This window comes from Pseudemcibacter sp., assembly GCF_965661635.1.
GTDB lineage: Bacteria > Pseudomonadota > Alphaproteobacteria > Sphingomonadales > Emcibacteraceae > Pseudemcibacter.
The window spans coordinates 1-21,514 of the sequence record NZ_CBFIEP010000068.1 but is presented as its reverse complement, the minus strand read 5'-3'; the positions used below and the strand labels follow the sequence as shown (position 1 = coordinate 21,514).

Genomic DNA, 21,514 nt, shown 5'->3' with positions numbered 1-21,514 from the left:
AGATAAAGGCTTTAGAGAGTAAATTTTGATGAAACTGTTAAAAGAAAATATTGCCCTACTTTTTCTCACGACACTTTTATTATCTACTCTTGTTTTCTTTTTTGTTAAATCATCAGATAACCTAGCATGGGCCCAAAATTCTCGCATAATCAACATTCCTGCAAATCATCCTAGTGGAGAAAATTGTCAAAGTTGTCATCAAGGTGAATGGCAAGAGTGGAATAGATCTCATCATCAGAAATCAATGCAAATAGCAGATGACAGTTCAGTACTTGGTGATTTCAATGATGTCGAAATTTCAATAAATGATGAACCTGTTAAATTCTATAAAAAAAATAATGAATTTTGGGTCGATTTGGAAAATCAAAAATATAAGGTGGAATATACCTTTGGTTTTGAACCGCTACAGCAATATTTAATAAAATCAGATAATGGAAAATATCAAACACTACCCTATTCGTGGGACAGTCGCCCCATCGAACAAGGAGGGCAACAATGGTTTCACATTTATGGCGAAGATCACATTCCAAAAAATGACCGTCTTCACTGGCAACAACCATTGCAAAACTGGAACGGAATGTGCGCCGATTGTCACTCAACAGGATTAAAAAGAAATTATGATACCGCAACCGATACATTCAATACAAATTGGCAGAATATCAACGTGGGCTGTGCATCATGCCACCAAGGAGATATGAAAAACATTGATAACGATGATGGCAATTGGACATTAATCGAAGGCGCAAAAACAATGAGCTGGAGCAATGGTATTCGCGACCAATCAGAAATCGAAGTTTGTGCCGCTTGCCATTCAAGAAGGTCGCCTTTAACGGATGGTTTTAACTCACAGGATAAATTCTTAGATGCTTTTTCACCGTCGCCAATATTGATGCCCGATTACTACCCAGATGGACAGATTAAAGAAGAAGTATATGTTTGGGGCTCATTCCTACAGAGCAAAATGTATAAAGAAGGCGTGATATGCAGTGACTGTCATGATCCACACAGCCTCAATTTAAAAGCTGAAGGCAATGCCCTCTGCACCACCTGTCATCAGTCAGAATTTTTTGACACACCAAATCATCATAATCATTTAAAAACATCGTCAGGTGCACAATGTGTGAATTGCCATATGAGTGATAATTTATATATGGGTGTTGATAATCGCCGCGATCATAGTTTCCGAATTCCAAGGCCAGATTTAAATCATAAGACATCAAGTCCAGATGCCTGCTCATCATGTCATACTGGTCAAACACCAGAATGGGCAGCAGATAAAATAAATACTTGGTTTGGCGAAAAACAAACCCGTGAAATTCATTACGGCGAAATTTTACAAAATGTCTTAAAAGGCGTCCCAAATTCAGAGACAGCTTTAAAACAATTGCTCAATGATGAAAATATTCCAGTTATCATCAGAGCGAGCGCCTATAATTTATTACCGAACTTCCCCAATGCGGAAAGTGCAGAATTTATTGAAAATGGATTACAGAGCAAAGAACCTCTTATTCGTTTAGGGGCCATCAGAGGAAGTACATTTATACCAGTTTCTGATCGGGAAATATTATTATCCCCATATTTAAATGACCCTTTTAAAGCAATCCGAGTGGAGGTTGTAAATTCATTATCAGATATGAATATCAATCGTCTAAATGAGAAAGATAAAGATGCTTATAATATGGCACTTGATGAATTTCTCACGGCGCAGGATCAAGTGATGTGGCGCGGCGAAGGGCGATTTAACCTTGGCATATTCAAAACGATGCAAAATGAAACCGAGGCGGCAAAAGATCTATATTTAGACGCCATTAAAATTGATCCTTTTTTTCCGGCCAGTTATATAAATCTTGCAGATATTTTTAAAAACCAGCAAGACGCGCTCAATGACGGAAAAACACTTGATATGGGATTAAGCTTTTTGCCTGATGATGCGGATTTAAATTATGCTAAAGCGCTCTTTCTTATTCGCGAAAAACAATCATCAAAAGCGATGAACCATTTGAAAATAGCGGTTCAGGCAGCGCCAGAGAACCCTCAATATTCATATGTCTATGCTGTTGCACTAACCGACATGGGACGAGGGAATGATGCCTATAATGTCTTAAGGAATGCCATAAAATATGCCGAGAATGATGCTAATTTAAATATGATGCTGCTCAATCATTTTGCAAATATGGGCGACTATCAAAAAGCAATTATTTACGCAGAAAAACTACTGCAATTATTTCCCAACAATCCTTCTATAGAAAATACAATGCGCGTTCTTAAAAGCAGGCTCACCGGAAATACATAAATTAATGTAAAACGGGATCATCAATTTTTAATAACCATTCACGCAATAGGCTTTCTAATTCTTCGCGTATGATTTGATGTTCGTTTTGGTTGATTAGATTATTCAATTCACCCGGATCATTTTTCACATTGTAAAGCTCATCAACCAAATCAGCATTCGCCCTGAGACCAAACCTTTTAATCAATTTCCAATCTTCAAAACGGACCATTCTCAGGTGAGCAATACCAAAGTTTTCCATATTATATTGCGCAAATACGGGGACTGATGAACTTAATTCATCCCTTTTTAACAAAGGCGTAAGATCCTTACCTTCTGGCGTAACATAATCTGGAGTTTCAATATTCAGCATACTTAGTATGGTTGGAAAAATATCAGTATTTGATACGGGTTGTTCAAGAGCAATATTTTGTTTTATTTTACCAGGCCAGCGAATAATCATTGGTATTTTTATCGCCTCATCAAAAAGGTTTGCAATATTTTCACTACCCACCACTTCGTCGCCCGCTATGGCACCGACGGCACCGCGTCCAAAATAACCGTGATGACCAATAAGCATGCCGTGATCGCCAACATAAATGACGATCGTATTTTCCGCTAAGCCCAATCGATCTAGCTCATCCAACACCTCACCTACGGCGCGGTCAAGTGCATGAATAGCGGCATAATTATTTTTCGTCATCTTTTTAAGCCACTCTTGATCAATGCCTGGCATATTCGGAACTATTGGGTCAATATGTGCCACCGCATCAAGATCTTCTTGTGGTACGGCGTACCATGGACGCTGCGGCTCTCTAAAAGTCATAGTGAGGGCAAATTTATTATCTTTATTTTCAGATAAGAACTCTTTTGCATGCTTTACGAATATATTTGATGTGTGCCCTTTAATTTCAGCGACATTTCCATTTTTATCAAGAATAGGGTCAAATGCTTTTGAATCTTGTTCATAGCCAACGAAATAATCAAACCCTCTGTTAGTTGGATGGCGTTCCTCAGCTTCGCCTAAATGCCATTTGCCGATTAGTCCCGTTTTATAGCCATTCTGTTTTAAAATTTCTGGCCATAAAACCGCAGAGGTATCCAATCCACGATCAGCATATTTCTCATTTAACATCAAAAAATCATTAACACCCACCTGACTAGGATATTTACCACTAAAAAATGCAGCTCTACTCGGAGAACACACAGGCGCAGCAGCATAAGCATTTGAAAAACGTACCCCTTGGGAGGCTAATTTATCAAAATTCGGCGTTACGGCTTGATCATCACCGTAAGCCCCCATTGCTCTTTGTGAATGATCATCCGGAACGATAGCTATAATATTCCAGTTTTCCTCGGCAATCGCCGTATTAACCGAACAATAGATAAGAAAAATCGTAAAGTTAATGAAGACCTTCATTTTGATTATTCTTTCTTATTATATCCGTTCAATGATCGTCGAAATACCCATTCCCATACCAATACACATTGTCGCTAGACCAACGGAACCTTCGTTTTCTTCCATGATATTAAGAAGCGTCGTCGTGATACGTGTTCCTGAACAACCAAGTGGATGGCCAAGGGCAATTGCGCCACCTTTTAGATTAACTTTATCTTCCATCACATCCAGAAGCTTTAAGTTTTTAAGAACGGACAACCCTTGAGCGGCGAAAGCTTCATTAAGTTCAATATAATCAATATCAGCCATATCCATTTTAGCGCGCTTAAGGGCTTTTTGTGATGCAGGCACGGGGCCAAATCCCATTATTGAAGGGTCACATCCCGCGACCGCCATACTTTTTATGCGAGTTCTTGGTGTAACGCCGAGTTCTTTTGCTTTTGCAGCAGACATAACAAGCATTCCTGATGCACCATCAGAAATAGCAGAAGATGTTCCTGCTGTAACGGTTCCTACTTTTGGAATAAAAACAGGCTTCAACGCTGCCAGCCCTTCGATTGATGTTTCAGGGCGAATGACTTCATCAATGACCACTTTGGTTTTATTACCGTCTTTATCATGTCCTTCTACAGGAATAATTTCATTATCCCATCTGCCTTCTATGGTTGCCTTATGAGCGAGCCTATGTGAGCGTTCACCAAAGGCATCCTGTTCTTCACGACCAATGCCATTGATATTCGCAAGCATTTCTGCCGTCACACCCATCATCATGGCCGCTCTTGCCGCATATTTTGACATTTCAGGATTAATATCGACACCATGTGTCATCGCGATATGGCCCATATGTTCTACGCCACCAACAACAAATATATCACCATAGCCTGATACAATTGACTGTGCCGCAATATGCAGCGCTGACATAGACGACCCGCAAAGCCTATTAATTGTTTGTCCCGCAACCGAATGCGGCAATCCAGCCAGAAGTGCAGCATTACGCGCAATGTTAAACCCTTGTTCAAGCGTCTGATTTACACAGCCCCAAACAACATCTTCGATATCTTTAGGGGATACTTCAGGATTTCTAGAAAGCAGTGCTTTAATCACAGCCGCTGAAAGAGCTTCTGATCGCACATTTCTAAAAGATCCGCCCTTTGATCTACCCATGGCGGTACGAACACAATCGACAATCACTACATCATTTAGAGAGTTACTCATGATTTATCTCGTTCTTGAGGAAAATATTTTTGCCCGTTTTTGGCCATTTCTTTCATTTTTTCTGTTGGGTGATATAGCGCACCTAACGATTCATATTTTGACGCCATTGCGCAAATGTTGTCCATTCCAATATGATCCATATAATGCATCGCTCCCCCTCTAAACGGCGGGAAGCCAATACCATAAATAAGCGCCATATCAAGCTCCGCAGCACTCGCGACAATATCTTCTTCAAGGCATCTTGCCGCTTCAATACATAATGGAAGCATCATGCGTTCAATAATTTCCTCATCTGAAATTTCTTTGGTAGCGCCAATGGAACCCTTTAAAAGTGCGTCAACCTCTTCATCCGGTAATTTCATATCTTTGCCGCGCTTATCAAGTTCATAGCGGTAAAAACCTTTTTTATTCTTTTGACCAAAGCGTTCCAATGAATAGAGCCTATCAATTGCATTTTCACCTTCATGGCTCATGCGATCCGGAAATCCTTCAGCCATAACGGCGCTGCCATGATAGGCCGTATCGATACCAACAACGTCCAATAAATAGGCGGGGCCCATCGGCCAACCAAATTTTTCCATGACTTTATCAATTTGTCTAAAATCGCCACCATAATTGAGTAGAGCACTAAACCCACCAAAATAAGGAAACAAAATTCTATTTACCAAAAATCCCGGGCAGTCATTCACTACGATCGGAGTCTTACCCATGGCTTTTGCATATAAAACCGTTTGCCCGATCGCCGTTTCACTTGTTTTTTCACCACGTATGACTTCCACAAGCGGCATTCGGTGCACAGGGTTAAAGAAATGCATCCCACAGAAATTTTCAGGGTTTTTAAGCGCCGTTGAAAGTGCAGTAATTGAAATCGTTGATGTATTTGAGGTTAATACGGCCCCCTCTTTCATGGCGTCTTCGGTCTCAGCCAACACTGATTTTTTAATTTTTTCGTTTTCAACGACCGCCTCAACCACAAGGTCAGCACGATCAAAATCACCATAACTTAGAGTTGGTGTGATTTCAGTTAATGTCTTCGCCATTTTCGGCACATCAATGCGGCCACGCTTAAGTTGCCCGGATAAAAGCTTCACGGCTTCATCAAGACCTAATTGAAGGGCATCTTCATTAATATCTTTCATTAAAATCGGCGTGCCTTTGGATGCGGATTGATACGCAACTCCGCCACCCATGATACCCGCACCAAGCACGCCCGCCATTGAAATTGGTGTCGCATTCTTTATATATTTTTTAGAAACGCGTTTCACATGTTGATCTTTTAAGAAAAGCCCAACAAGCGCCGCACACACATCCGTTTTTGCTAAGCTGGCAAAACCTTTGGCTTCAAGGTCTATAGCCTCGCTTCGATCAAGAGTAACAGATTTCTTCATGGTTTTAAGGGCTTGCATTGGCGCCGGATAATGAGGCCCTGCTTTCGCACCGATAACCCCTTTTGCGCTTTCAAAGGCCATCATATGTTCAACATGATTAAGAAGAACCGGGCTTTGCTTCTCTGTGCGCCTCGCTTGATAATCAAAATCGCCATTTATGCATTTATTAAGCAGACCTAAAGCACTCTCTCTAAGTTGGTCTGGTTCGACGACTGCATCGACTGCCCCTTCTTTAAAAGCGTCTTCTGCTTTTTTCTCCGCGCCGCCGCAAATCCATTCATTGGCATTATCAATACCAATAAGGCGCGGCAATCTAACGGTACCGCCCCATCCTGGATTAATGCCAAGCTTTACTTCCGGAAGACCCACACGCGCTGTGGTTGACATAACCCTATAATCGACGGCCAGACATAATTCAAATCCCCCGCCAACTGCCGTTCCATTAATGGCCACCACCGTTGGGCACGAAAGGTCCTCGATACCGTTAAATATTTCATGATGTTTATGGATATGTTGATAGATCTCTTCTTCGGAACTTGAAAACATTTGAATAAATTCAGTAATGTCAGCTCCCGCGATAAAAAGTTCTTTTCGACTACTAAACAAAACACCTTTTAATCCAGAAACTTTATTAAGGTGTGAAACAGCATCACGCAATTCTTCTAACGCAGCCTGATCAAACTTATTAATGTCTTCGTCTTTACGGTCAAATATTACGTCGTAAATGCCGCCTTCGATTTCTTCTACTTGGATAAATTGCCCTTGCATCAGCATGGAAAACACTCCCTATCTCAATCCTGTTATCATCATTGTTCATATTTGAACGAAGAACTATAAATTCAATCCTATATGCTTTTTCTTCAAACTCATAGTATACTTCATTAATTTTTTAAGCTGATGTCAATTATGTAAGTTTACTCAATAATTCATCGACAAATTTTGGTACAATTTCGGTGGCAGGCCCATATGCACCATTTGAAAACTGATCCGCATTAAGTGATGGCTCTAAATTGAGCTCAACCGTCTTTGCCATGCCATAATGAGAGACGAGATCAACAAAGCCTGCCGCCGGATAAACATTGCCAGAAGTGCCTATTGAAATGAATGCGTCGCACTCTCTCAAAAGATGTTCAATCTCTTTCATTTTAAGTGGCATTTCTCCAAACCACACCACGTGAACACGCATTGAGCCAATTTGACCACAGTGAGAACATTTGCTTTCTGTGTTCATTTCTTCCTGCCATATTTCAATAGCATCACAAGATATACATCGGCCTTTTAATAATTCACCGTGCATATGAATTAAATTTTTTGATCCGGCGCGCTCATGTAAATTATCAACATTTTGTGTTACAATGGATACATTCCCTTGCCATTTCTCCTCTAATCTGGCTAAGGCATTATGTGCCGCATTAGGTTTTATTTCTTTATCAAGTAAGATCGACTTACGTTCATTATAAAAGGAATGAACCATTGAAGGATTTTCGTGAAAAGCATGAGGACTTGCAACTTTTTCAACCCGAAACCCTTGCCAAAGTCCACCATTACCACGAAATGTATCAAGGCCGGATTCTTTTGATATACCGGCCCCCGTCAAGATGACAATTTTACCGTCCTTAGGAATATCAATCATTAGCAGGCATTTTAGAATGACGGTATTCTTTGCCCGATAAGATTTTGATCATATCACGCTCTAAACTATCAACGGGCGTTTCAACAATTCTATTCATTTCTTTACCGTTTGTATAAAAAATAAAAGTCGGCGTATTGGTTATTGCCATTGCGTCCGTTTCACCATTTGGTGATTGCTTTTTTCGGTCAAGGGCGATCATTTCAATATTGTCTTTTTTATGACTTAATATCTTATAAAAGCGTGGCACTTCGCGCTTACTATCATGGCACCATGTACCCATCACTACTTTAATCTCAACCCCCTCTAACAAGCGGTCAATATCTGCTAACGCGCCTTCATCAACACTATACGAAAGCTCATTTTCTTCGTACCAAGTGAAATGGGAAGAATTCTTTAAATCCGATACGGAAATAATTCCTAACAAATCAATATTCTTTTCTTCATCAGCGTGAATAGATAGGGTGCCAGAGCCAAACATCAGAAGGACCAAGACAAGATTGACTATTTTTTTCATTAAGATACCTTTTTATCGCGACAATTTATTTGCTCGGATTATAATCTTCTTTTTAATTAAACCTCAATAGAGAAATAAGATGGTTGATATCCTAGAAGACATAAAAAAAATAATTGGCTCTAATGCTATTCTAGAAGGAAGCGATATTTCAAACAGAGCCAGCAGCTATTGGGACGCAACCCCAATTTCTGCGAAAGCCATCGTAAAACCGAAACATACTGATGAATTATCACTCATATTAAAGCAAATGAATGATCAAAAACAAATATTGGTGACACATGGCGGATTAACTGGGTGCGCGCAAGCGGCCAACACTACCCCTGACCATATTGCCTTATCAATGGAACGTATGAATAAAATTATCGAAATTGATGACGTTGGAGGCACAGTAACACTTGAGGCAGGCGTCATATTGGAGAACGTCCAAAATGCTGTCGCTGAAAAAGGATTTTTCTTTCCGCTTGATCTTGGTGCACGGGGGAGCTGCACGGTCGGTGGCAACGCGGCAACCAATGCAGGAGGCATCAATGTGATTAGATACGGTATGATGCGAAACCATATTCTTGGCATGGAAGTGGTACTTGCTGACGGCACCATTCTTTCCTCAATGAATAAAGTCATCAAGAATAATTCAGGTTACGATTTGAAACAGCTCTTCATTGGGTCAGAAGGAACTCTTGGCATCATTACTAAACTTATTGTTAAGCTTGAAAGCGCCCCGAAAAGCAAAGAGACAGCGATCGCAGCATTAGATAGTTTTTCTAATGTTATTCAATTTTTAAATCATATGAAAAAAGAAGCCGCCAGTAGTTTATCTGCCTTCGAGGTTATGTGGGGTGGCTATTATGATGCCGTAACCACTGAGGGTCACCACAAAGCACCTATTGCACGAAATGCACCCTATTACGTCATTACTGAATGTACAGGGACAAATTCGAGACACGACCTAGATGCATTTATGTCAACAATGGAAAAAGCATTTGACGAAAATATCATTCAGGATGCCGTTATTCCAAGTTCAGAACAGCAAAGGAATGAAATTTGGAATGTCCGTGAAGGGTTTGAACTAATTTTAACGAATGATCCAATTTTTCTTTATGACATAAGTTTACCCATTATCCAGATGGAAGAATATGTTCGTGAAGTTGAGACAAGTATCGCAAGAACATGGCCTCAATCAGATTGTTTCGTCATTGGACATATTGGTGACGGAAATTTACATTTATTTATATGCCCTAAAGAAGGTGATGAAAGCCTTCATCACAAATCCAATCAAATCGTATATGATCCTTTAAAAAGGTTTGGTGGTTCTGTCTCCGCGGAGCATGGAATTGGAATTGAAAAGAAGGAATGGCTGTCACATTGTCGCAGTGATACAGAAATAATTTTAATGAAAACGCTAAAAAAGACACTCGATCCAAATAATATTCTAAACCCCGGCGTTATCTTTGATTTAACAGATAATTAGTATATAATTCTGCCATTAATGCTGTTATAAGAAAATAATTCTATTATAAAACAAAGGGTGTCATATGGATGATTTCGACAAAAAGATTTTAAAATGTCTTCAGGAAGACGCGACCATATCAACATCTGCTTTATCAGAAAAAGTAGGATTATCAACAACCCCTTGCTGGCGTCGAGTACAAATCCTCGAAGAAAAAGGGTTTATTGAAAAACGTGTAGCGATAGTAAACAAAAAGAAACTTAATTTAAGTCTGACAGTCATCGTTAATATTAAAACCAGTCAACATTCCAAAGATTGGCTTGATTGTTTTAAGAAATCCATTGTGCATATACCTGAAGTTGCTGAGGTACTACGCTTAAGTGGTGAAACAGACTATTCACTTAAAATATTAGTACCAAATATCGAAGAATATGATCGTGTATATCAAGAAATTATATCAAAGATTGATGATCTTTATGATGTAAGTTCCAGTTTTGTTATGGAAGAAATAAAAAGCACGACAAAATTACCTTTAAATTACATTTAAGACGAACAATTTTTAAAACTTTACCTTTATATTAGAAAATTATACTAATTTTAAAAAATATATAGATTTATATTTCGAAAGAAAATAATTATTTAATTCATAAAGCAATAAAAATTCTCATTTCTTATGATAACTTTTCTTCTAGTTTAATTACAGGAGGAGACACATTATGAAAATTTCTTTTACAGAACATCCGGCTTCAGTAGGTGAAACATATTTTGGTCATATGTTTTCAGCGCTCGGCTTTTGCGGCAAAATGACATTAGCCCTAATGTGCTGCCTCACTCACGCTTTTCTACCATTTCTTTTTGAAAAAACAGGCAGCCAAATGGTTTGCAATCTGGTGGATGATATGGTCCATAATCGTGATAAAAGAGACGAAGAAGCAAAGCAACTCACTGCTGAATAATATTAAATCTAATTTTTTGGCTTAAGCACTCTTGAAGCCCATAATCCTATCAGAAGTGAAGGAAAGAAATATAATATCCCTTCACTGCCCATAAGCAATGCCGTAACGGCGGGACCGGGACAAAAACCACCTATTCCCCAACCAATACCAAATAACCCTGCGCCCAAAAGCAAGCGCTTATCAATATCTTTTCTTGTTGGTATTTGAAAAGCATCATTGAATATTGGCGTATTTCTTTTGAGAACAAGCTTATAACCTATAAATACAACAATAATAGCTCCGCCCATTACAAAAATAAGACTAGGATCAAAAGTACCAAACACATCCAGAAAATTTAATACTTTTGCGGGATTACTCATACCAGAAACCACCAATCCGAACCCGAACAAAAGTCCCGATAAAAGTCCGAAAACTATTTTCATCATATTCTTAACCCCCTATGACATGGCGAATGATATATACGGTCATTATTCCAAAAGACATAAATGTAATGGTCGCTATTATCGATCGCATCGATAGCCTCGGAATGCCGCAAACACCATGTCCACTTGTACAGCCACTTCCAAGTCCAACGCCCAAACCGACAATTAAACCAGCAGAAATCATTATACCTAAATCATTGGAAACCACATGTTTGATAGATTGGCCAGTTAAGGTTTGATAAAAAACTGGCGCAAGAACAAGGCCAATGACAAAAGCTATTCGCCAACCTAACTCGTCCTTATTTACCCATGGCGGAAAAATCCCCGATATAATGCCACTTATGCCGGCAATTCTGCCATGAAATAACATCAACAATACCGCCGCCAAGCCAATCAAAGCTCCCCCGAATAGGGAGCTAAAAGGTGTAAATTCGGTCATAACAATCCTTTTTCACGTTTTTACTTGTTATAAGAAGCCAATTAAACAATTGTACAATATAAATATAACAATACTTTGGGTTTGAGCAATATATGAAAGACAAGAAAACAATTTTTGAAGTCGATAAAAACAATGAAGATAAGAAGCAGTTATTCATTGATGCGGCAATCTGCTCATTAGCCAACCATGGTTACAAAGGAACAACGGTTAGACAAATTGCAAAATATGCAGGTGTTACACCAGGACTTCTGACGCATTATTATCAAGGGAAAGAAGTATTAATCGCTGAAAGCTATAAATATCTAGCGACCCAATTTCTCGATGATTTCCAAAATAAAATCAATGAGGGTATGGATAACCCCATATCTGCCCTAAGAGGGTTTTTTCAAAATATCTTTGCGCCAGAAAATTTAGGTAAGAGATATTTAAGAGTATGGCTTGCTTTTTGGACATTAACATTAACTGAAGAGTCTTTAAGAAAAACACATAGTGATATCTACAAGGAATATACTAAGTCATTAGAAAATATCCTACGAAGCGCATATATACATAATGAACAAGACCCAAGCAAAAAAAATCTTCGCTCACTGGCTGTCGGAATACTCGCCATGCTTGATGGCTTATGGCTTGAGTGCTGCTTGGATCCGGATGCACTTTCGAAAAATGATAACCTTGCGATTATTTATGAATTCGTCGAAAGCACAACCGGATTAAAAATTAAAACTAACTAACTTAAAAGTCTGCTGGTGGTGTGAGCGTTTTACGTGGTGGGTTCCAAGCTGGACCAGCCATTACTGTGCATTTTGCCCAGCGCCTATTCCATTTTAATTCCTTTTGATAATATATTTCTGCCCACACAACATCACCAACTTCACCGTGCGGCATATCTACAAAGCCCAAGCCTACGTTTGTTTTTGCTGATGGCGCCCATGCGGCACTGCTGACATAGCCGATATTTTTACCATCTTCATTATCAAATAAATAAGCATTATGGGCTGGTTTATTCCCTTCAACATCAAGTCTCACAAAACGATACCGTGAACCGTTTTCTTTTTCCTTTTTAAGAGCACGACGGCCATTAAACACAACACCTTTATCAAGCTTAACTAGCCAATCAAGACCGAGTTCATAAGGAGATTTCGCATGCCCAGGACGGACGGTCTCATTAGCAGGTGAGAAATCAACATTAGCTGCAATTAGTCCCGCTTCAATACGCGCGATCTCTAATGCATCGCCGCCAATAGGTCGGATGGCGTAATCTTTACCCGCTGCATAAATCGCATCCCATAATGGCTCTGCTTGATCATTCTTTGTCCAAATTTCATATCCAAGATCACCTGTATAACCGGTACGTGAAATCATAATTTCACCGCCTGGGAAATCAAAATAGCGAACATCAAACATTTTCATGGTTTCAACATCTTTAAAACCCATATTTTTAAGGATCGCACAAGTACATGGTCCTTGAAATGAGATAGCAGCAACTTCATCCGTTACTTCGCTATATTCGATATCCATTCCGATCGCATTGCGGCGAAGGATTTCCATTTGACGCTCTTGCGCACAAAGAAGATATTCATCTTCAGCGACACGGAAAACTGTGCCATCATCACAGACCATACCCTCATCATCGCACCAAACCGTATAGGCAACTCGCCCAACGCGAATTTTTGTCATATCACGTGGTAAAAGTCGGTTCATAAAATCTAAGGCCTCTGGCCCCTTAATGCGATATTTTGACATTGGTGTGATGTCAAAAATACTTGCCGAATTTCGAATAGCAAAATATTCAATGGTCGGATCTTCGAGCATATCCGGCGTTGTATATTCTGCCCACCGGTGCCACTTGTTGACGTAATCATGTTCTTTAATCTTATTATAGAACGGCGAATATTTTACGGCACTTTTCCAGTGCATCGGATCGTGTTCAGAACGATTTTCATTTGTTTCAGAAAACATTATTCGTCTCCTTTTAGTATTGCTTGTGCCGCATTTCGGCCAGCGGCACCCATTACGCCACCACCCGGATGTGCGGACGCCCCACATAAATACATACCGTCAAGCGGAAGGGCATAACGGGATGCTTCTGGAACAGGGCGCAACATTAACATTTGGTCCAATGTTAATTCACCGTGATGCCAATTCCCACCTACGAGACCGAAGCGTTCTTCAAGATCAAGTGGCGTCAAAATTTCTGCATGCTCAACCACATCACGAATATTTGGCGCATATTCAGCAATACGATCAATGCATTTATTTAGGAAATCAGCCTTTGCCTTTGCTGTCCAACCACCCTTTAAATCATAAGGTGCAAATTGTACGGTCGCATTAAGAATGTGACCTTCATCCGTCAAACTGCTATCCACAAGCGATGGAATTGAAATTTCCATGATCGGTTTTTCCGAATATTCCTTGTATTTAATATGATTAAATGAATGCTCAACCTCTTTTTGATTAGGTGCTATCACCAAGCGACTTTTCAAATCATCTGATGTTAGGCCTTTAAATTCAGGAAGTTTTTTTAAAACGATATGAAGTTTTGCAGCGCCGCCACGTGATCGAACGTCAGTGGTACGTTTTACAAAATCAGCTTCGAAATATTTTGTTCCGACAATATCAAGAACGGTGGTTCTGATGTGTGCATTTGATATAATGCAATCCGATTTAATCTCTTCACCATTTTCAAGAACTACACCAGATACAGCGCAATTCTCAACATTAACGCTTTTAACTTTTGCAGCTGTTCTTATTTCTGCACCATTCGCCTTAGCAGCCTTAGCCATGGCAGATGTTACAGTACCCATGCCACCTTCGGGAATGGCTAATGCACCACGATCACCGGATGCATAACGATAAAGGAAAGTAAAAAAGTTACCCGCCGAATATGGCCCCGTATGGGTCCCGAGTACGGCATCAAAAGACATGGCCCCTTTAAGAGGTTCATGATCAAATTCGTCATCAAGCACATCACGTATATTCATTCCGATCATACGCAAAAATTCTGACATCTTCTCAGCACCAAGTCCAAATCGCAACTTCCACCCTAGTTTCAAAGCTGTCATTTTATCACTAAAATCCATATTGAATATATCAAGTGGTGGCTCATCCATTAAAAAGCCGAGCGTGGTAGCATATTCATGAATTAACGACATAAATTTCGTATAATTTGCCGTATCTTCTTCGGATATATTGCTACTTTGAACAGTATTTCCATTGAAACGCAGATGATCACCATCAACATTTAATGCAATGGTTAGCACATCTGTTGCAGCCAATTTTAATCCATGTGAAGTAAGATTAAGTTCACTGGACACCTTGCCATTTAATTGATTTAAGTAGTGCGCGCAAATCGATGTTTTCTTGCCATCAATAAGTTCTCCTGTTACCGCAGCGCCTCCGACTTGTTCATTCGCTTCAAGGACTACAACATTTTTACCGGCCTTTGCAAGGTATGCTGCACATACCAGGCCATTATGTCCTGCACCGATAATGACGGCATCATATTTTTTCATTGAATTATTAGTCATCGCCTTCGTCCTCCGGTACGGTGGTACTTATGTTCATATCGATCAAAATTTCGCGCGCTGAGTTGGCCCCTGGCGCCCCCATAACCCCACCGCCCGGGTGTGTCGTCGAACCACTAAGATATAAACCGTTCACAGGGCCACGATATTGTGCACATCCATGGAAAGGTCTATTAAACATCAGTTGATTTAAGGATAATTCACCTTGGAAAATATTACCTTCCGTAAGGCCAATTTCATTATCAATGACTTGTCCAGATCTGATTTCCACGTGTTCAATTAAGTCTTTAAAATTAGGACTATATTTAGCAATATTATCAATAACATTATCACCAAATTGTTTAAGCAGTACCGGCGTCCAATCTTTACCCTCTACCCGTGACGGGCAATATTGTACAAAACAAGTCATGAAATGCTTGCCAGGTGGCGCCATTGTCGGATCGGTTAATGTCGGTATAAGAAGATCAAGATAAGGATGCGTTGACCATTTTCCATCTTTCCATTCATCATACCCGCGTTCATACGCTTCCATATTATCAACAATATGGAAATCACCTTTAATAAGCTCGCTCCCTTTTGGAAGCGCTGTGAATTCAGGGACACCGTTAAGGGCAATATTAAGTTTGCCGGAAGAACCACGACTTTTATATCTCTTAGCGGCTTTAACAACTTTCTCGCCAGCATCCTTAGGGTCCATCATTCCAAGGAATGTTTTTCTGGCATCAAGATTAGAGACAACACGGTCGGCATTAATTTCTTCACCATTTTCCAGACGCACACCGGTTACTTTGCCGTTTTTGACCATAATCTGATCGACGCCAGCATTTGTTCTTATTTCACCACCGTGCTCTTTAACGGCGCCGGCTAGCGCTCCTGATACAGCCCCCATTCCGCCCCGCGGGAAGCCCCAAGCACCAACGGCACCATCCACATCACCCATATAATGATGCAAAAGCACATATGCCGTACCAGGTGACATTGCACCAAGATTTGTTCCAACAACGGCCGAACCTGCCTTATGGGCTTTAATCAAATCAGAATGGAAAAATTCATCGAGGAACTCGCCAACACTGACAGTAAAAAATTTCATGAAATCATGAAGATCGCGTGGGCCAAGATCAAAGAATTTTTTACCTAACCAACGTAACTCATCCAAATCACGGAATTTAAAACTTGTTGGATCAGGTGGTGTTCTAAGTAACATTGGTCTAATGAAGCGGCACCATTTTGCCATCTGATGATAATAACGATCATAAGCATCCACATCGACGGGGCTATGACGTCTAATTTCACGGCGCATAACTTCATGATCACTATAACTGCCTAAATAATCACCACAATCCGTTAAGGTAAACCCGCCATTATATGTCACCACCTGAAGTCCATGTTTTGCAAGATTAAGGTGACGATATATTTCTGGTCTAAATAGGCTGGCAAGATAAGAACAGTTCGAGTATTTCCAATCTCCATGAAGATTGCGGCTTACTGTCGCACCACCAATATAATCATTCTTCTCCACAACAAGCACATCAAGTCCTGCCTTGGCTAAAAATGCCGCATTGGTCAGGCCGTTATGACCGGCACCAACAACAATTACATCATATTTTTTCATTAGCTTTTTCCCTTTCAAGGCTGATTTCATGAGAATCACACCTCAATTACCACAGGAATATGCCAATAAAGACATAAAATGTCTAGTCAAAAATGAATGAATGATCATTCAGTAACTATCACTAATCTTTTATATTGACTATATAAATGATATTGATATATTTTAATTAATCTTATTGGAAGATATATGACTGCACTACAAAAACCACAAACAACAAGACGCGCTGCAAAAGGCGTTCGTAAACGCCAGTTAATTGAAGCGGCTATCACGTCCATTGCCAAACGTGGCCTTGGTGACACGACCCTCGCGCATGTCTCACAGTCAGCTGGATTAAGCCAAGGCATTATCAACCTTCATTTCACCAATAAAGAAAACCTGCTTTATGAAACATTAAATTTCATTCGTGATGAATATGAAAAGAATTGGCAATCTGCCCTTGCAAAAGCACCTGATGATCCAGCTGGTAAAGTAGCGGTCTTATTAAAATCTGATTATCAGAAAGAAGTAGCCGACTTAAAGAAGCTCGCCGTTTGGTTTGCCTTTTGGGGGGAAGCTAAATCCCGCCCAACCTATAAAAAAATATGTTTGGAACGCGTGGCTGATTATTCCATAATACTCGAAGAATTGTTATCCGCATTGGTTAAAGAAGGGCAATATCAAGACATCGATATTACATTACTTTCAGAAGGAATTGTCGCCATGGCAGATGGTCTATGGTTGAACCTGTTAATTTCATCAAAAAATTTCAAACGCAGTGATGCAGAAAAAGTAATGCTGCAATATTTGCGACAAATTTTCCCAAAACATAAATCGGCCTTTTCATAAATTTAACCACAATCTTTTTATCATCACTTACAAATTTGCTTGCAATTTTTAGGGACAAATATAATTTATATATTGATTGTACGTTTGTACAAAATGTTCAGGAATTAAGATAATGACGAAATTTAAAACTATTGATCAACTATTATCCGATTATAAAATAGGTTACTCATTAGAGCAGGAATTTTATAAAAATCCTGATATCTACCAAAAAGAAATCAATAACATTTTCATGAAGCATTGGATGTTGGCTGGTCATACCTCTCAAATTCCAGATACTGGTAATTATTTTCTCGTCGAATTTGATACAGAAAGCATTATTGTCGTTCGCACTCAAGATGGAACAATTAAAGCGCATATGAATGTTTGTCGTCATCGCGGCTCGCACATCTGCCTTGAAAAACAAGGCACAATAAAAGCACTTGCTTGCCCATACCACGCTTGGACATATGATCTAGATGGAGAATTAAAAGCCGCTAGAAACATGTCTGATGATTTTGAATTTCAAGATAACAATCTACATCCGGTAACTGTTGAACTTGTCGGCGGTTTAATATTCATCAGTCTTGCTGAAAATCCACCGTCCTTAAATGGTATGCGCGAGGATTTGAAAGACGTCTTCGATGTGTTTGGATTCGATAACATGAAACTTGCCGAGCATCGACATTATCCAATTCAAGCAAATTGGAAACTTGTCGTTGAAAACTATCAAGAATGTTATCACTGCGCACCATCCCACAAGGATTTTGCAAAAATTCATGCAATGGCGCAGTCGCCTGAAAAATTTGATGCACAGAAAGAAGCTTTTATTAAAAAATCTGATGGATATGTCAGAACCAAAGCATCATCATATTATTTTGATATGGCGAAGCCGGGTGAGGAAGGATATCAATATGATCGAAACCCACTCTTAAAGGGAAGAATATCAGGAAGTAAAAATGCCGTTCCAGTAGCGCCGCTGCTTGGAAAATTAAAAGAATATGAGGAAGCTGCATCAGAATTCATGCTCGGCCCTGTAACATTCTTTTTGATTTATGATGATCATATGATTGCTTACCGTTTTCTTCCAGATACTCAAGAAACCAGCCACTGTGATTTATATTGGTTTGTGCGAGAGGATGCCTTAGAGGGAAAAGATTATAATCTTGATGATTTAACTTGGCTTTGGCATGTGACAATTTTGGATGATGAAGAAATTATCATTAACAATCAAAAGGGCGTTAATTCAAGATACTATGGTCCCGGGAAATTATCCGAATGGGAACATTTCCCTCAACATTTTCTGAATTTTTATCTTAATTCTATAAAAAAATAATTTATATATCCGAAATGACATGACCCATCATTGGGTATAATTCACGAAACAGATCTTCGTCCCTTTGGTCGTTTGGGGTTTCAGGGTCACTTGCCATTAATTTTAAAGCGCCCAAGACTTTCATCACATCTTTGGTTTTTGGCTTATTGTCATAATCACCGGAAAATATTTTACGCAGCCATTTACTAAGGCGGGTTACACGAGGCCATCCAAATGTCGACGCTTCCGTTTCTAAATTATAAGCAATGGCAACGACTTTTTTAAGATCATTCTGATGCAGTGCTTTTTCCAGATCACGAACACGTTCATTCAAACTTTCAGTGAATTCGATGGCAACTTCGTTAATCGCTTGATTGGCGCGCGCCAACATTTCAGTTTTATTCATTTTTTGATTATCATCCATGACTGATTTCTTGCCTAATCTGAATTACTTGTAGCCGAATGTCGACGCTCGTTTTCACCATCCCATTCAGGATTATTTTGCTGTCTTCGTCTTCTATTGGGGCCGATATATTCATCAACATTAATGAATTCTCGTTTATTAAAAAGCGCATTATGCATTTTTTGGTGAATTTGGTCAGGTGAAAACGGTTTACCAATAATTTCTGTAATACCCGTATCACGAGCCATTATAATTGTGTCAATATCAGTAACACCCGTATTAAGAATAACCGGAATATCTGAAGGATTTTTATCCGCATTAGATGCTCTAACAGTTTTCAAGAAATTCAAACCGCTTCGGTTTTCCATCATGAAATCAATAAAAATGACATCTAGTTGGCTATTATAATATTTCTTCTCAGCCTCCTCGAGGGTATCACATATAGTGATTTTCCTAACACCGAAGGCTTCTAATATCGAGTATAATGTTTTTGCGATAAAATTATTATTATCAACAATCAGTACTCTTAATCCTATAAAATCATTCATCCCCAAATCCTAGTATTTGGTTGTTAATATCTACTATACTGGAACTTTGAAGCTATTATACTGACAAAGTATAAATAGAAGGTTACAAATTAAGAAAATTATTTTTCAGGTGAAAAACATGTCTGATTATCAAAATATTACGTTCTGGCACACCAAAGTCGAAACAATCGAAGCAAAAACTGAAACTCTGATAAAAACAGTTGATATTGCAATCGTCGGCGGGGGATTTACCGGTCTCGCAACGGCGCTTCATTTATTAAGGGCCGGAAAATCTATTGCAATTTTTGATGCAATGAAAATCGGACAGGGTGCCAGTGGGAAAAATGGCGGTATGGTCGGCCCAAGCCTACATAAATTAGGGCTTCAAGGTTTAACTAATACATATGGCCGCGAAAAGGCACTTAACATTTTACGAGAAGGTATGACGGCAATTGAATATTTTCAGAAATTTATCAAAGAAGAAGAGATTGATTGCGATTTAAAAATGACCGGACGGTTCCGCGGGGTGACTGATAAAAAAGCACTTGAAGGCGTGATGCGAGATAGTGAAGAGTTATTAACGCTTAAAGGGTTTAAATATGACATCGTTAAAGAAGAAAATGTTCAAGATGAAATAGGATCAACCTTATATAAAGGGGGCGTTGTTTATCATCAAGACGGCGGTCTACACCCCTTTAAACTGCAAACATCACTTCTAAAAAAGGTCCTTGAATTAGGCGGTAAAATTTACGAAGAAACAAAAGTAGGTGACATTGTTAAAACACCAAACGGATTTAATATTGATACAGAAAAAGGGCAACTGGTATCAGATCAAGTGGTCATAGCGAGCAATGCTTATACAAAACGTTTTGGTGGTTCACATACTTCATGGTTTTATAAAAGACTATTGCCCATTACATCTGCTATGATTGCCACGGAAGAACTGCCAAAAGAAACCATCAACAGAATGTTTCCTAAAAAACGCATGCACGGCGGAAATCACCGACTTGTACAATATTACCGCGCAAGCCCGGATCATAAACGTGTTTTATTTGGCGCTCGAGGCAGCGATCCGCATGATCGATCACTTGTAAACGGTAAAAACCTAAAAACTCACCTTTGTAAAATATTCCCAGAACTGGAAAAAACGACCATTGATTATTCATGGTGCGGGAAAGTCGCTTATACATTTGATCATACACCACATTTGGGAATTCAAGACGGTCTTTATTATGCCATTGGATATTGTGGATCTGGCGTGACAAGATCAATTTATCTAGCCCGCCAATTAAGCAGAAAAATGTTAGGATTAGACGATCATCAAACCGCATTTGATGATTTAGGGTATAAATCAAAGCCTTTTTACACAGGAACACCATGGTTTATGCCGACGGTATTAAAGTGGCACAGTTTTCTTGACCGCATAGAAGGAAACTAAATATAAGTATGTATCTACAAAATTAAAAAGGGAAGAATATGAAAAACGTTATATCTATTTTAGCCACATTAGGGCTATTAATGACAACATCTGCACATGCCCAAATGTCAAAAAGCGACCGAAAATTCACCGCGCTTGATGTCTTCAATTTGGAATATGCGACAGATCCTCAACCTTCCCATGACGGTAGTGAAATTATTTATGTTCGTAGG

20 protein-coding genes are annotated in these 21,514 nt (G+C 39.4%); 8 read left to right on the top strand and 12 right to left on the bottom strand.

Annotated elements, in window-relative coordinates:
- Window positions 1–28: 28 nt before the first annotated feature.
- Window positions 29–2,293, top strand: coding sequence for a cytochrome c3 family protein (locus ACTF6W_RS05065; protein WP_438993460.1), 2,265 nt, complete (start codon window positions 29–31; stop codon window positions 2,291–2,293).
- Between the two features lies 1 nt (window position 2,294).
- Here the strand turns inward: ACTF6W_RS05065 and ACTF6W_RS05060 are convergent, their stop codons facing one another.
- The 5 genes from ACTF6W_RS05060 to ACTF6W_RS05040 all read right to left on the bottom strand — a co-directional run bounded on the left by ACTF6W_RS05060 (window position 2,295) and on the right by ACTF6W_RS05040 (window position 8,418).
- Window positions 2,295–3,689, bottom strand: a complete 1,395-nt coding sequence (locus ACTF6W_RS05060; protein WP_438993459.1) for a sulfatase family protein — start codon at window positions 3,687–3,689, stop codon at window positions 2,295–2,297.
- Window positions 3,690–3,707: 18 nt separating this feature from the next.
- Window positions 3,708–4,883, bottom strand: a complete 1,176-nt coding sequence (gene fadA / locus ACTF6W_RS05055) for an acetyl-CoA C-acyltransferase FadA (RefSeq protein ID WP_438993458.1) — start codon at window positions 4,881–4,883, stop codon at window positions 3,708–3,710.
- Window positions 4,880–7,045 carry a fatty acid oxidation complex subunit alpha FadB gene (gene fadB, locus ACTF6W_RS05050; RefSeq protein WP_438993457.1) on the bottom strand — a complete coding sequence of 722 codons (2,166 nt, stop codon included), beginning with the start codon at window positions 7,043–7,045 and terminating at the stop codon, window positions 4,880–4,882. The genes fadA and fadB overlap by 4 nt, the downstream gene beginning before the upstream one ends.
- A 130-nt stretch (window positions 7,046–7,175) precedes the next feature.
- A complete protein-coding gene (locus ACTF6W_RS05045) occupies window positions 7,176–7,904 on the bottom strand; it encodes an NAD-dependent deacylase (RefSeq protein WP_438993456.1) in 729 nt (242 codons plus the stop codon).
- Window positions 7,897–8,418: a thioredoxin family protein gene (locus tag ACTF6W_RS05040; RefSeq protein WP_438993455.1), complete on the bottom strand. Its 522-nt coding sequence runs from the start codon at window positions 8,416–8,418 to the stop codon at window positions 7,897–7,899. The genes ACTF6W_RS05045 and ACTF6W_RS05040 overlap by 8 nt, the downstream gene beginning before the upstream one ends.
- Window positions 8,419–8,497: 79 nt before the next feature.
- Here ACTF6W_RS05040 and ACTF6W_RS05035 point away from each other — a divergent pair, with 79 nt between their 5' ends.
- From ACTF6W_RS05035 to ACTF6W_RS05025, 3 genes are all read left to right on the top strand, one after another.
- The gene (locus ACTF6W_RS05035) at window positions 8,498–9,886 is read left to right on the top strand and encodes an FAD-binding oxidoreductase (RefSeq protein ID WP_438993454.1); all 1,389 of its coding nucleotides are present in this window, start codon (window positions 8,498–8,500) and stop codon (window positions 9,884–9,886) included.
- A 64-nt stretch (window positions 9,887–9,950) separates the two neighbouring features.
- Window positions 9,951–10,412, top strand: coding sequence for an Lrp/AsnC family transcriptional regulator (locus ACTF6W_RS05030; RefSeq protein WP_438993453.1), 462 nt, complete (start codon window positions 9,951–9,953; stop codon window positions 10,410–10,412).
- 169 nt (window positions 10,413–10,581) lie between these two features.
- Window positions 10,582–10,821 (top strand): DUF6356 family protein, encoded by a 240-nt coding sequence (locus ACTF6W_RS05025; RefSeq protein ID WP_438993452.1) that lies wholly within the window; start codon window positions 10,582–10,584, stop codon window positions 10,819–10,821.
- An 8-nt stretch (window positions 10,822–10,829) separates the two neighbouring features.
- On the opposite strand, the gene ACTF6W_RS05020 is transcribed toward ACTF6W_RS05025, so the two are convergent.
- Window positions 10,830–11,243 (bottom strand): DUF6691 family protein, encoded by a 414-nt coding sequence (locus tag ACTF6W_RS05020; protein ID WP_438993461.1) that lies wholly within the window; start codon window positions 11,241–11,243, stop codon window positions 10,830–10,832.
- Between the two features lie 7 nt (window positions 11,244–11,250).
- Entirely contained in the window at window positions 11,251–11,682 is a 432-nt protein-coding gene (locus ACTF6W_RS05015; RefSeq protein WP_438993451.1) for a YeeE/YedE family protein, read from the bottom strand.
- Window positions 11,683–11,774: 92 nt separating this feature from the next.
- Between ACTF6W_RS05015 and ACTF6W_RS05010 the strand changes: the two genes are divergently transcribed.
- Entirely contained in the window at window positions 11,775–12,413 is a 639-nt protein-coding gene (locus tag ACTF6W_RS05010) for a TetR family transcriptional regulator C-terminal domain-containing protein (protein ID WP_438993450.1), read from the top strand.
- A 1-nt stretch (window position 12,414) separates the two neighbouring features.
- On the opposite strand, the gene ACTF6W_RS05005 is transcribed toward ACTF6W_RS05010, so the two are convergent.
- From ACTF6W_RS05005 to ACTF6W_RS04995, 3 genes are read right to left on the bottom strand one after another with little or no spacing between them, the layout of a single operon-like run.
- Window positions 12,415–13,641: an aminomethyltransferase family protein gene (locus tag ACTF6W_RS05005; RefSeq protein ID WP_438993449.1), complete on the bottom strand. Its 1,227-nt coding sequence runs from the start codon at window positions 13,639–13,641 to the stop codon at window positions 12,415–12,417.
- On the bottom strand, window positions 13,641–15,209 hold the full coding sequence (locus ACTF6W_RS05000; RefSeq protein ID WP_438993448.1) for a phytoene desaturase family protein: 1,569 nt from the start codon (window positions 15,207–15,209) through the stop codon (window positions 13,641–13,643). Before ACTF6W_RS05000 ends, ACTF6W_RS05005 begins: the two co-directional genes overlap by 1 nt.
- A complete protein-coding gene (locus ACTF6W_RS04995) occupies window positions 15,202–16,818 on the bottom strand; it encodes a phytoene desaturase family protein (protein WP_438993447.1) in 1,617 nt (538 codons plus the stop codon). The genes ACTF6W_RS05000 and ACTF6W_RS04995 overlap by 8 nt, the downstream gene beginning before the upstream one ends.
- A 186-nt stretch (window positions 16,819–17,004) precedes the next feature.
- On the opposite strand from ACTF6W_RS04995, the gene ACTF6W_RS04990 reads away from it, so the two are divergent.
- The gene (locus ACTF6W_RS04990) at window positions 17,005–17,643 is read left to right on the top strand and encodes a TetR family transcriptional regulator C-terminal domain-containing protein (RefSeq protein ID WP_438993446.1); all 639 of its coding nucleotides are present in this window, start codon (window positions 17,005–17,007) and stop codon (window positions 17,641–17,643) included.
- 112 nt (window positions 17,644–17,755) lie between these two features.
- A complete protein-coding gene (locus tag ACTF6W_RS04985) occupies window positions 17,756–18,955 on the top strand; it encodes an aromatic ring-hydroxylating oxygenase subunit alpha (RefSeq protein WP_438993445.1) in 1,200 nt (399 codons plus the stop codon).
- A 1-nt stretch (window position 18,956) separates the two neighbouring features.
- Here the strand turns inward: ACTF6W_RS04985 and ACTF6W_RS04980 are convergent, their stop codons facing one another.
- Both ACTF6W_RS04980 and ACTF6W_RS04975 read right to left on the bottom strand, forming a co-directional pair.
- On the bottom strand, window positions 18,957–19,358 hold the full coding sequence (locus ACTF6W_RS04980; protein WP_438993444.1) for a hypothetical protein: 402 nt from the start codon (window positions 19,356–19,358) through the stop codon (window positions 18,957–18,959).
- A gap of 14 nt (window positions 19,359–19,372) precedes the next feature.
- Window positions 19,373–19,885, bottom strand: a complete 513-nt coding sequence (locus ACTF6W_RS04975; RefSeq protein ID WP_438993443.1) for a response regulator — start codon at window positions 19,883–19,885, stop codon at window positions 19,373–19,375.
- Window positions 19,886–20,003: 118 nt separating this feature from the next.
- On the opposite strand from ACTF6W_RS04975, the gene ACTF6W_RS04970 reads away from it, so the two are divergent.
- Window positions 20,004–21,302 (top strand): NAD(P)/FAD-dependent oxidoreductase, encoded by a 1,299-nt coding sequence (locus ACTF6W_RS04970; protein WP_438993442.1) that lies wholly within the window; start codon window positions 20,004–20,006, stop codon window positions 21,300–21,302.
- Window positions 21,303–21,514 lie beyond the last annotated feature (212 nt).

Coding starts and splice junctions, on each gene's coding strand:
- fadB (WP_438993457.1), bottom strand. CDS start 7,045: ATGCTGATGCAAGGGCAATTTATCCAAGTAGAAGAAATCGAAGGCGGC.
- ACTF6W_RS05035 (WP_438993454.1), top strand. CDS start 8,498: ATGGTTGATATCCTAGAAGACATAAAAAAAATAATTGGCTCTAATGCT.
- ACTF6W_RS05025 (WP_438993452.1), top strand. CDS start 10,582: ATGAAAATTTCTTTTACAGAACATCCGGCTTCAGTAGGTGAAACATAT.
- ACTF6W_RS04985 (WP_438993445.1), top strand. CDS start 17,756: ATGACGAAATTTAAAACTATTGATCAACTATTATCCGATTATAAAATA.
- ACTF6W_RS05000 (WP_438993448.1), bottom strand. CDS start 15,209: ATGACTAATAATTCAATGAAAAAATATGATGCCGTCATTATCGGTGCA.
- ACTF6W_RS05030 (WP_438993453.1), top strand. CDS start 9,951: ATGGATGATTTCGACAAAAAGATTTTAAAATGTCTTCAGGAAGACGCG.
- ACTF6W_RS04980 (WP_438993444.1), bottom strand. CDS start 19,358: ATGGATGATAATCAAAAAATGAATAAAACTGAAATGTTGGCGCGCGCC.
- fadA (WP_438993458.1), bottom strand. CDS start 4,883: ATGAGTAACTCTCTAAATGATGTAGTGATTGTCGATTGTGTTCGTACC.
- ACTF6W_RS05065 (WP_438993460.1), top strand. CDS start 29: ATGAAACTGTTAAAAGAAAATATTGCCCTACTTTTTCTCACGACACTT.
- ACTF6W_RS04975 (WP_438993443.1), bottom strand. CDS start 19,885: ATGAATGATTTTATAGGATTAAGAGTACTGATTGTTGATAATAATAAT.
- ACTF6W_RS05020 (WP_438993461.1), bottom strand. CDS start 11,243: ATGAAAATAGTTTTCGGACTTTTATCGGGACTTTTGTTCGGGTTCGGA.
- ACTF6W_RS05045 (WP_438993456.1), bottom strand. CDS start 7,904: ATGATTGATATTCCTAAGGACGGTAAAATTGTCATCTTGACGGGGGCC.
- ACTF6W_RS04990 (WP_438993446.1), top strand. CDS start 17,005: ATGACTGCACTACAAAAACCACAAACAACAAGACGCGCTGCAAAAGGC.
- ACTF6W_RS04995 (WP_438993447.1), bottom strand. CDS start 16,818: ATGAAAAAATATGATGTAATTGTTGTTGGTGCCGGTCATAACGGCCTG.
- ACTF6W_RS05005 (WP_438993449.1), bottom strand. CDS start 13,641: ATGTTTTCTGAAACAAATGAAAATCGTTCTGAACACGATCCGATGCAC.
- ACTF6W_RS05015 (WP_438993451.1), bottom strand. CDS start 11,682: ATGACCGAATTTACACCTTTTAGCTCCCTATTCGGGGGAGCTTTGATT.
- ACTF6W_RS05060 (WP_438993459.1), bottom strand. CDS start 3,689: ATGAAGGTCTTCATTAACTTTACGATTTTTCTTATCTATTGTTCGGTT.
- ACTF6W_RS05040 (WP_438993455.1), bottom strand. CDS start 8,418: ATGAAAAAAATAGTCAATCTTGTCTTGGTCCTTCTGATGTTTGGCTCT.
- ACTF6W_RS05010 (WP_438993450.1), top strand. CDS start 11,775: ATGAAAGACAAGAAAACAATTTTTGAAGTCGATAAAAACAATGAAGAT.
- ACTF6W_RS04970 (WP_438993442.1), top strand. CDS start 20,004: ATGTCTGATTATCAAAATATTACGTTCTGGCACACCAAAGTCGAAACA.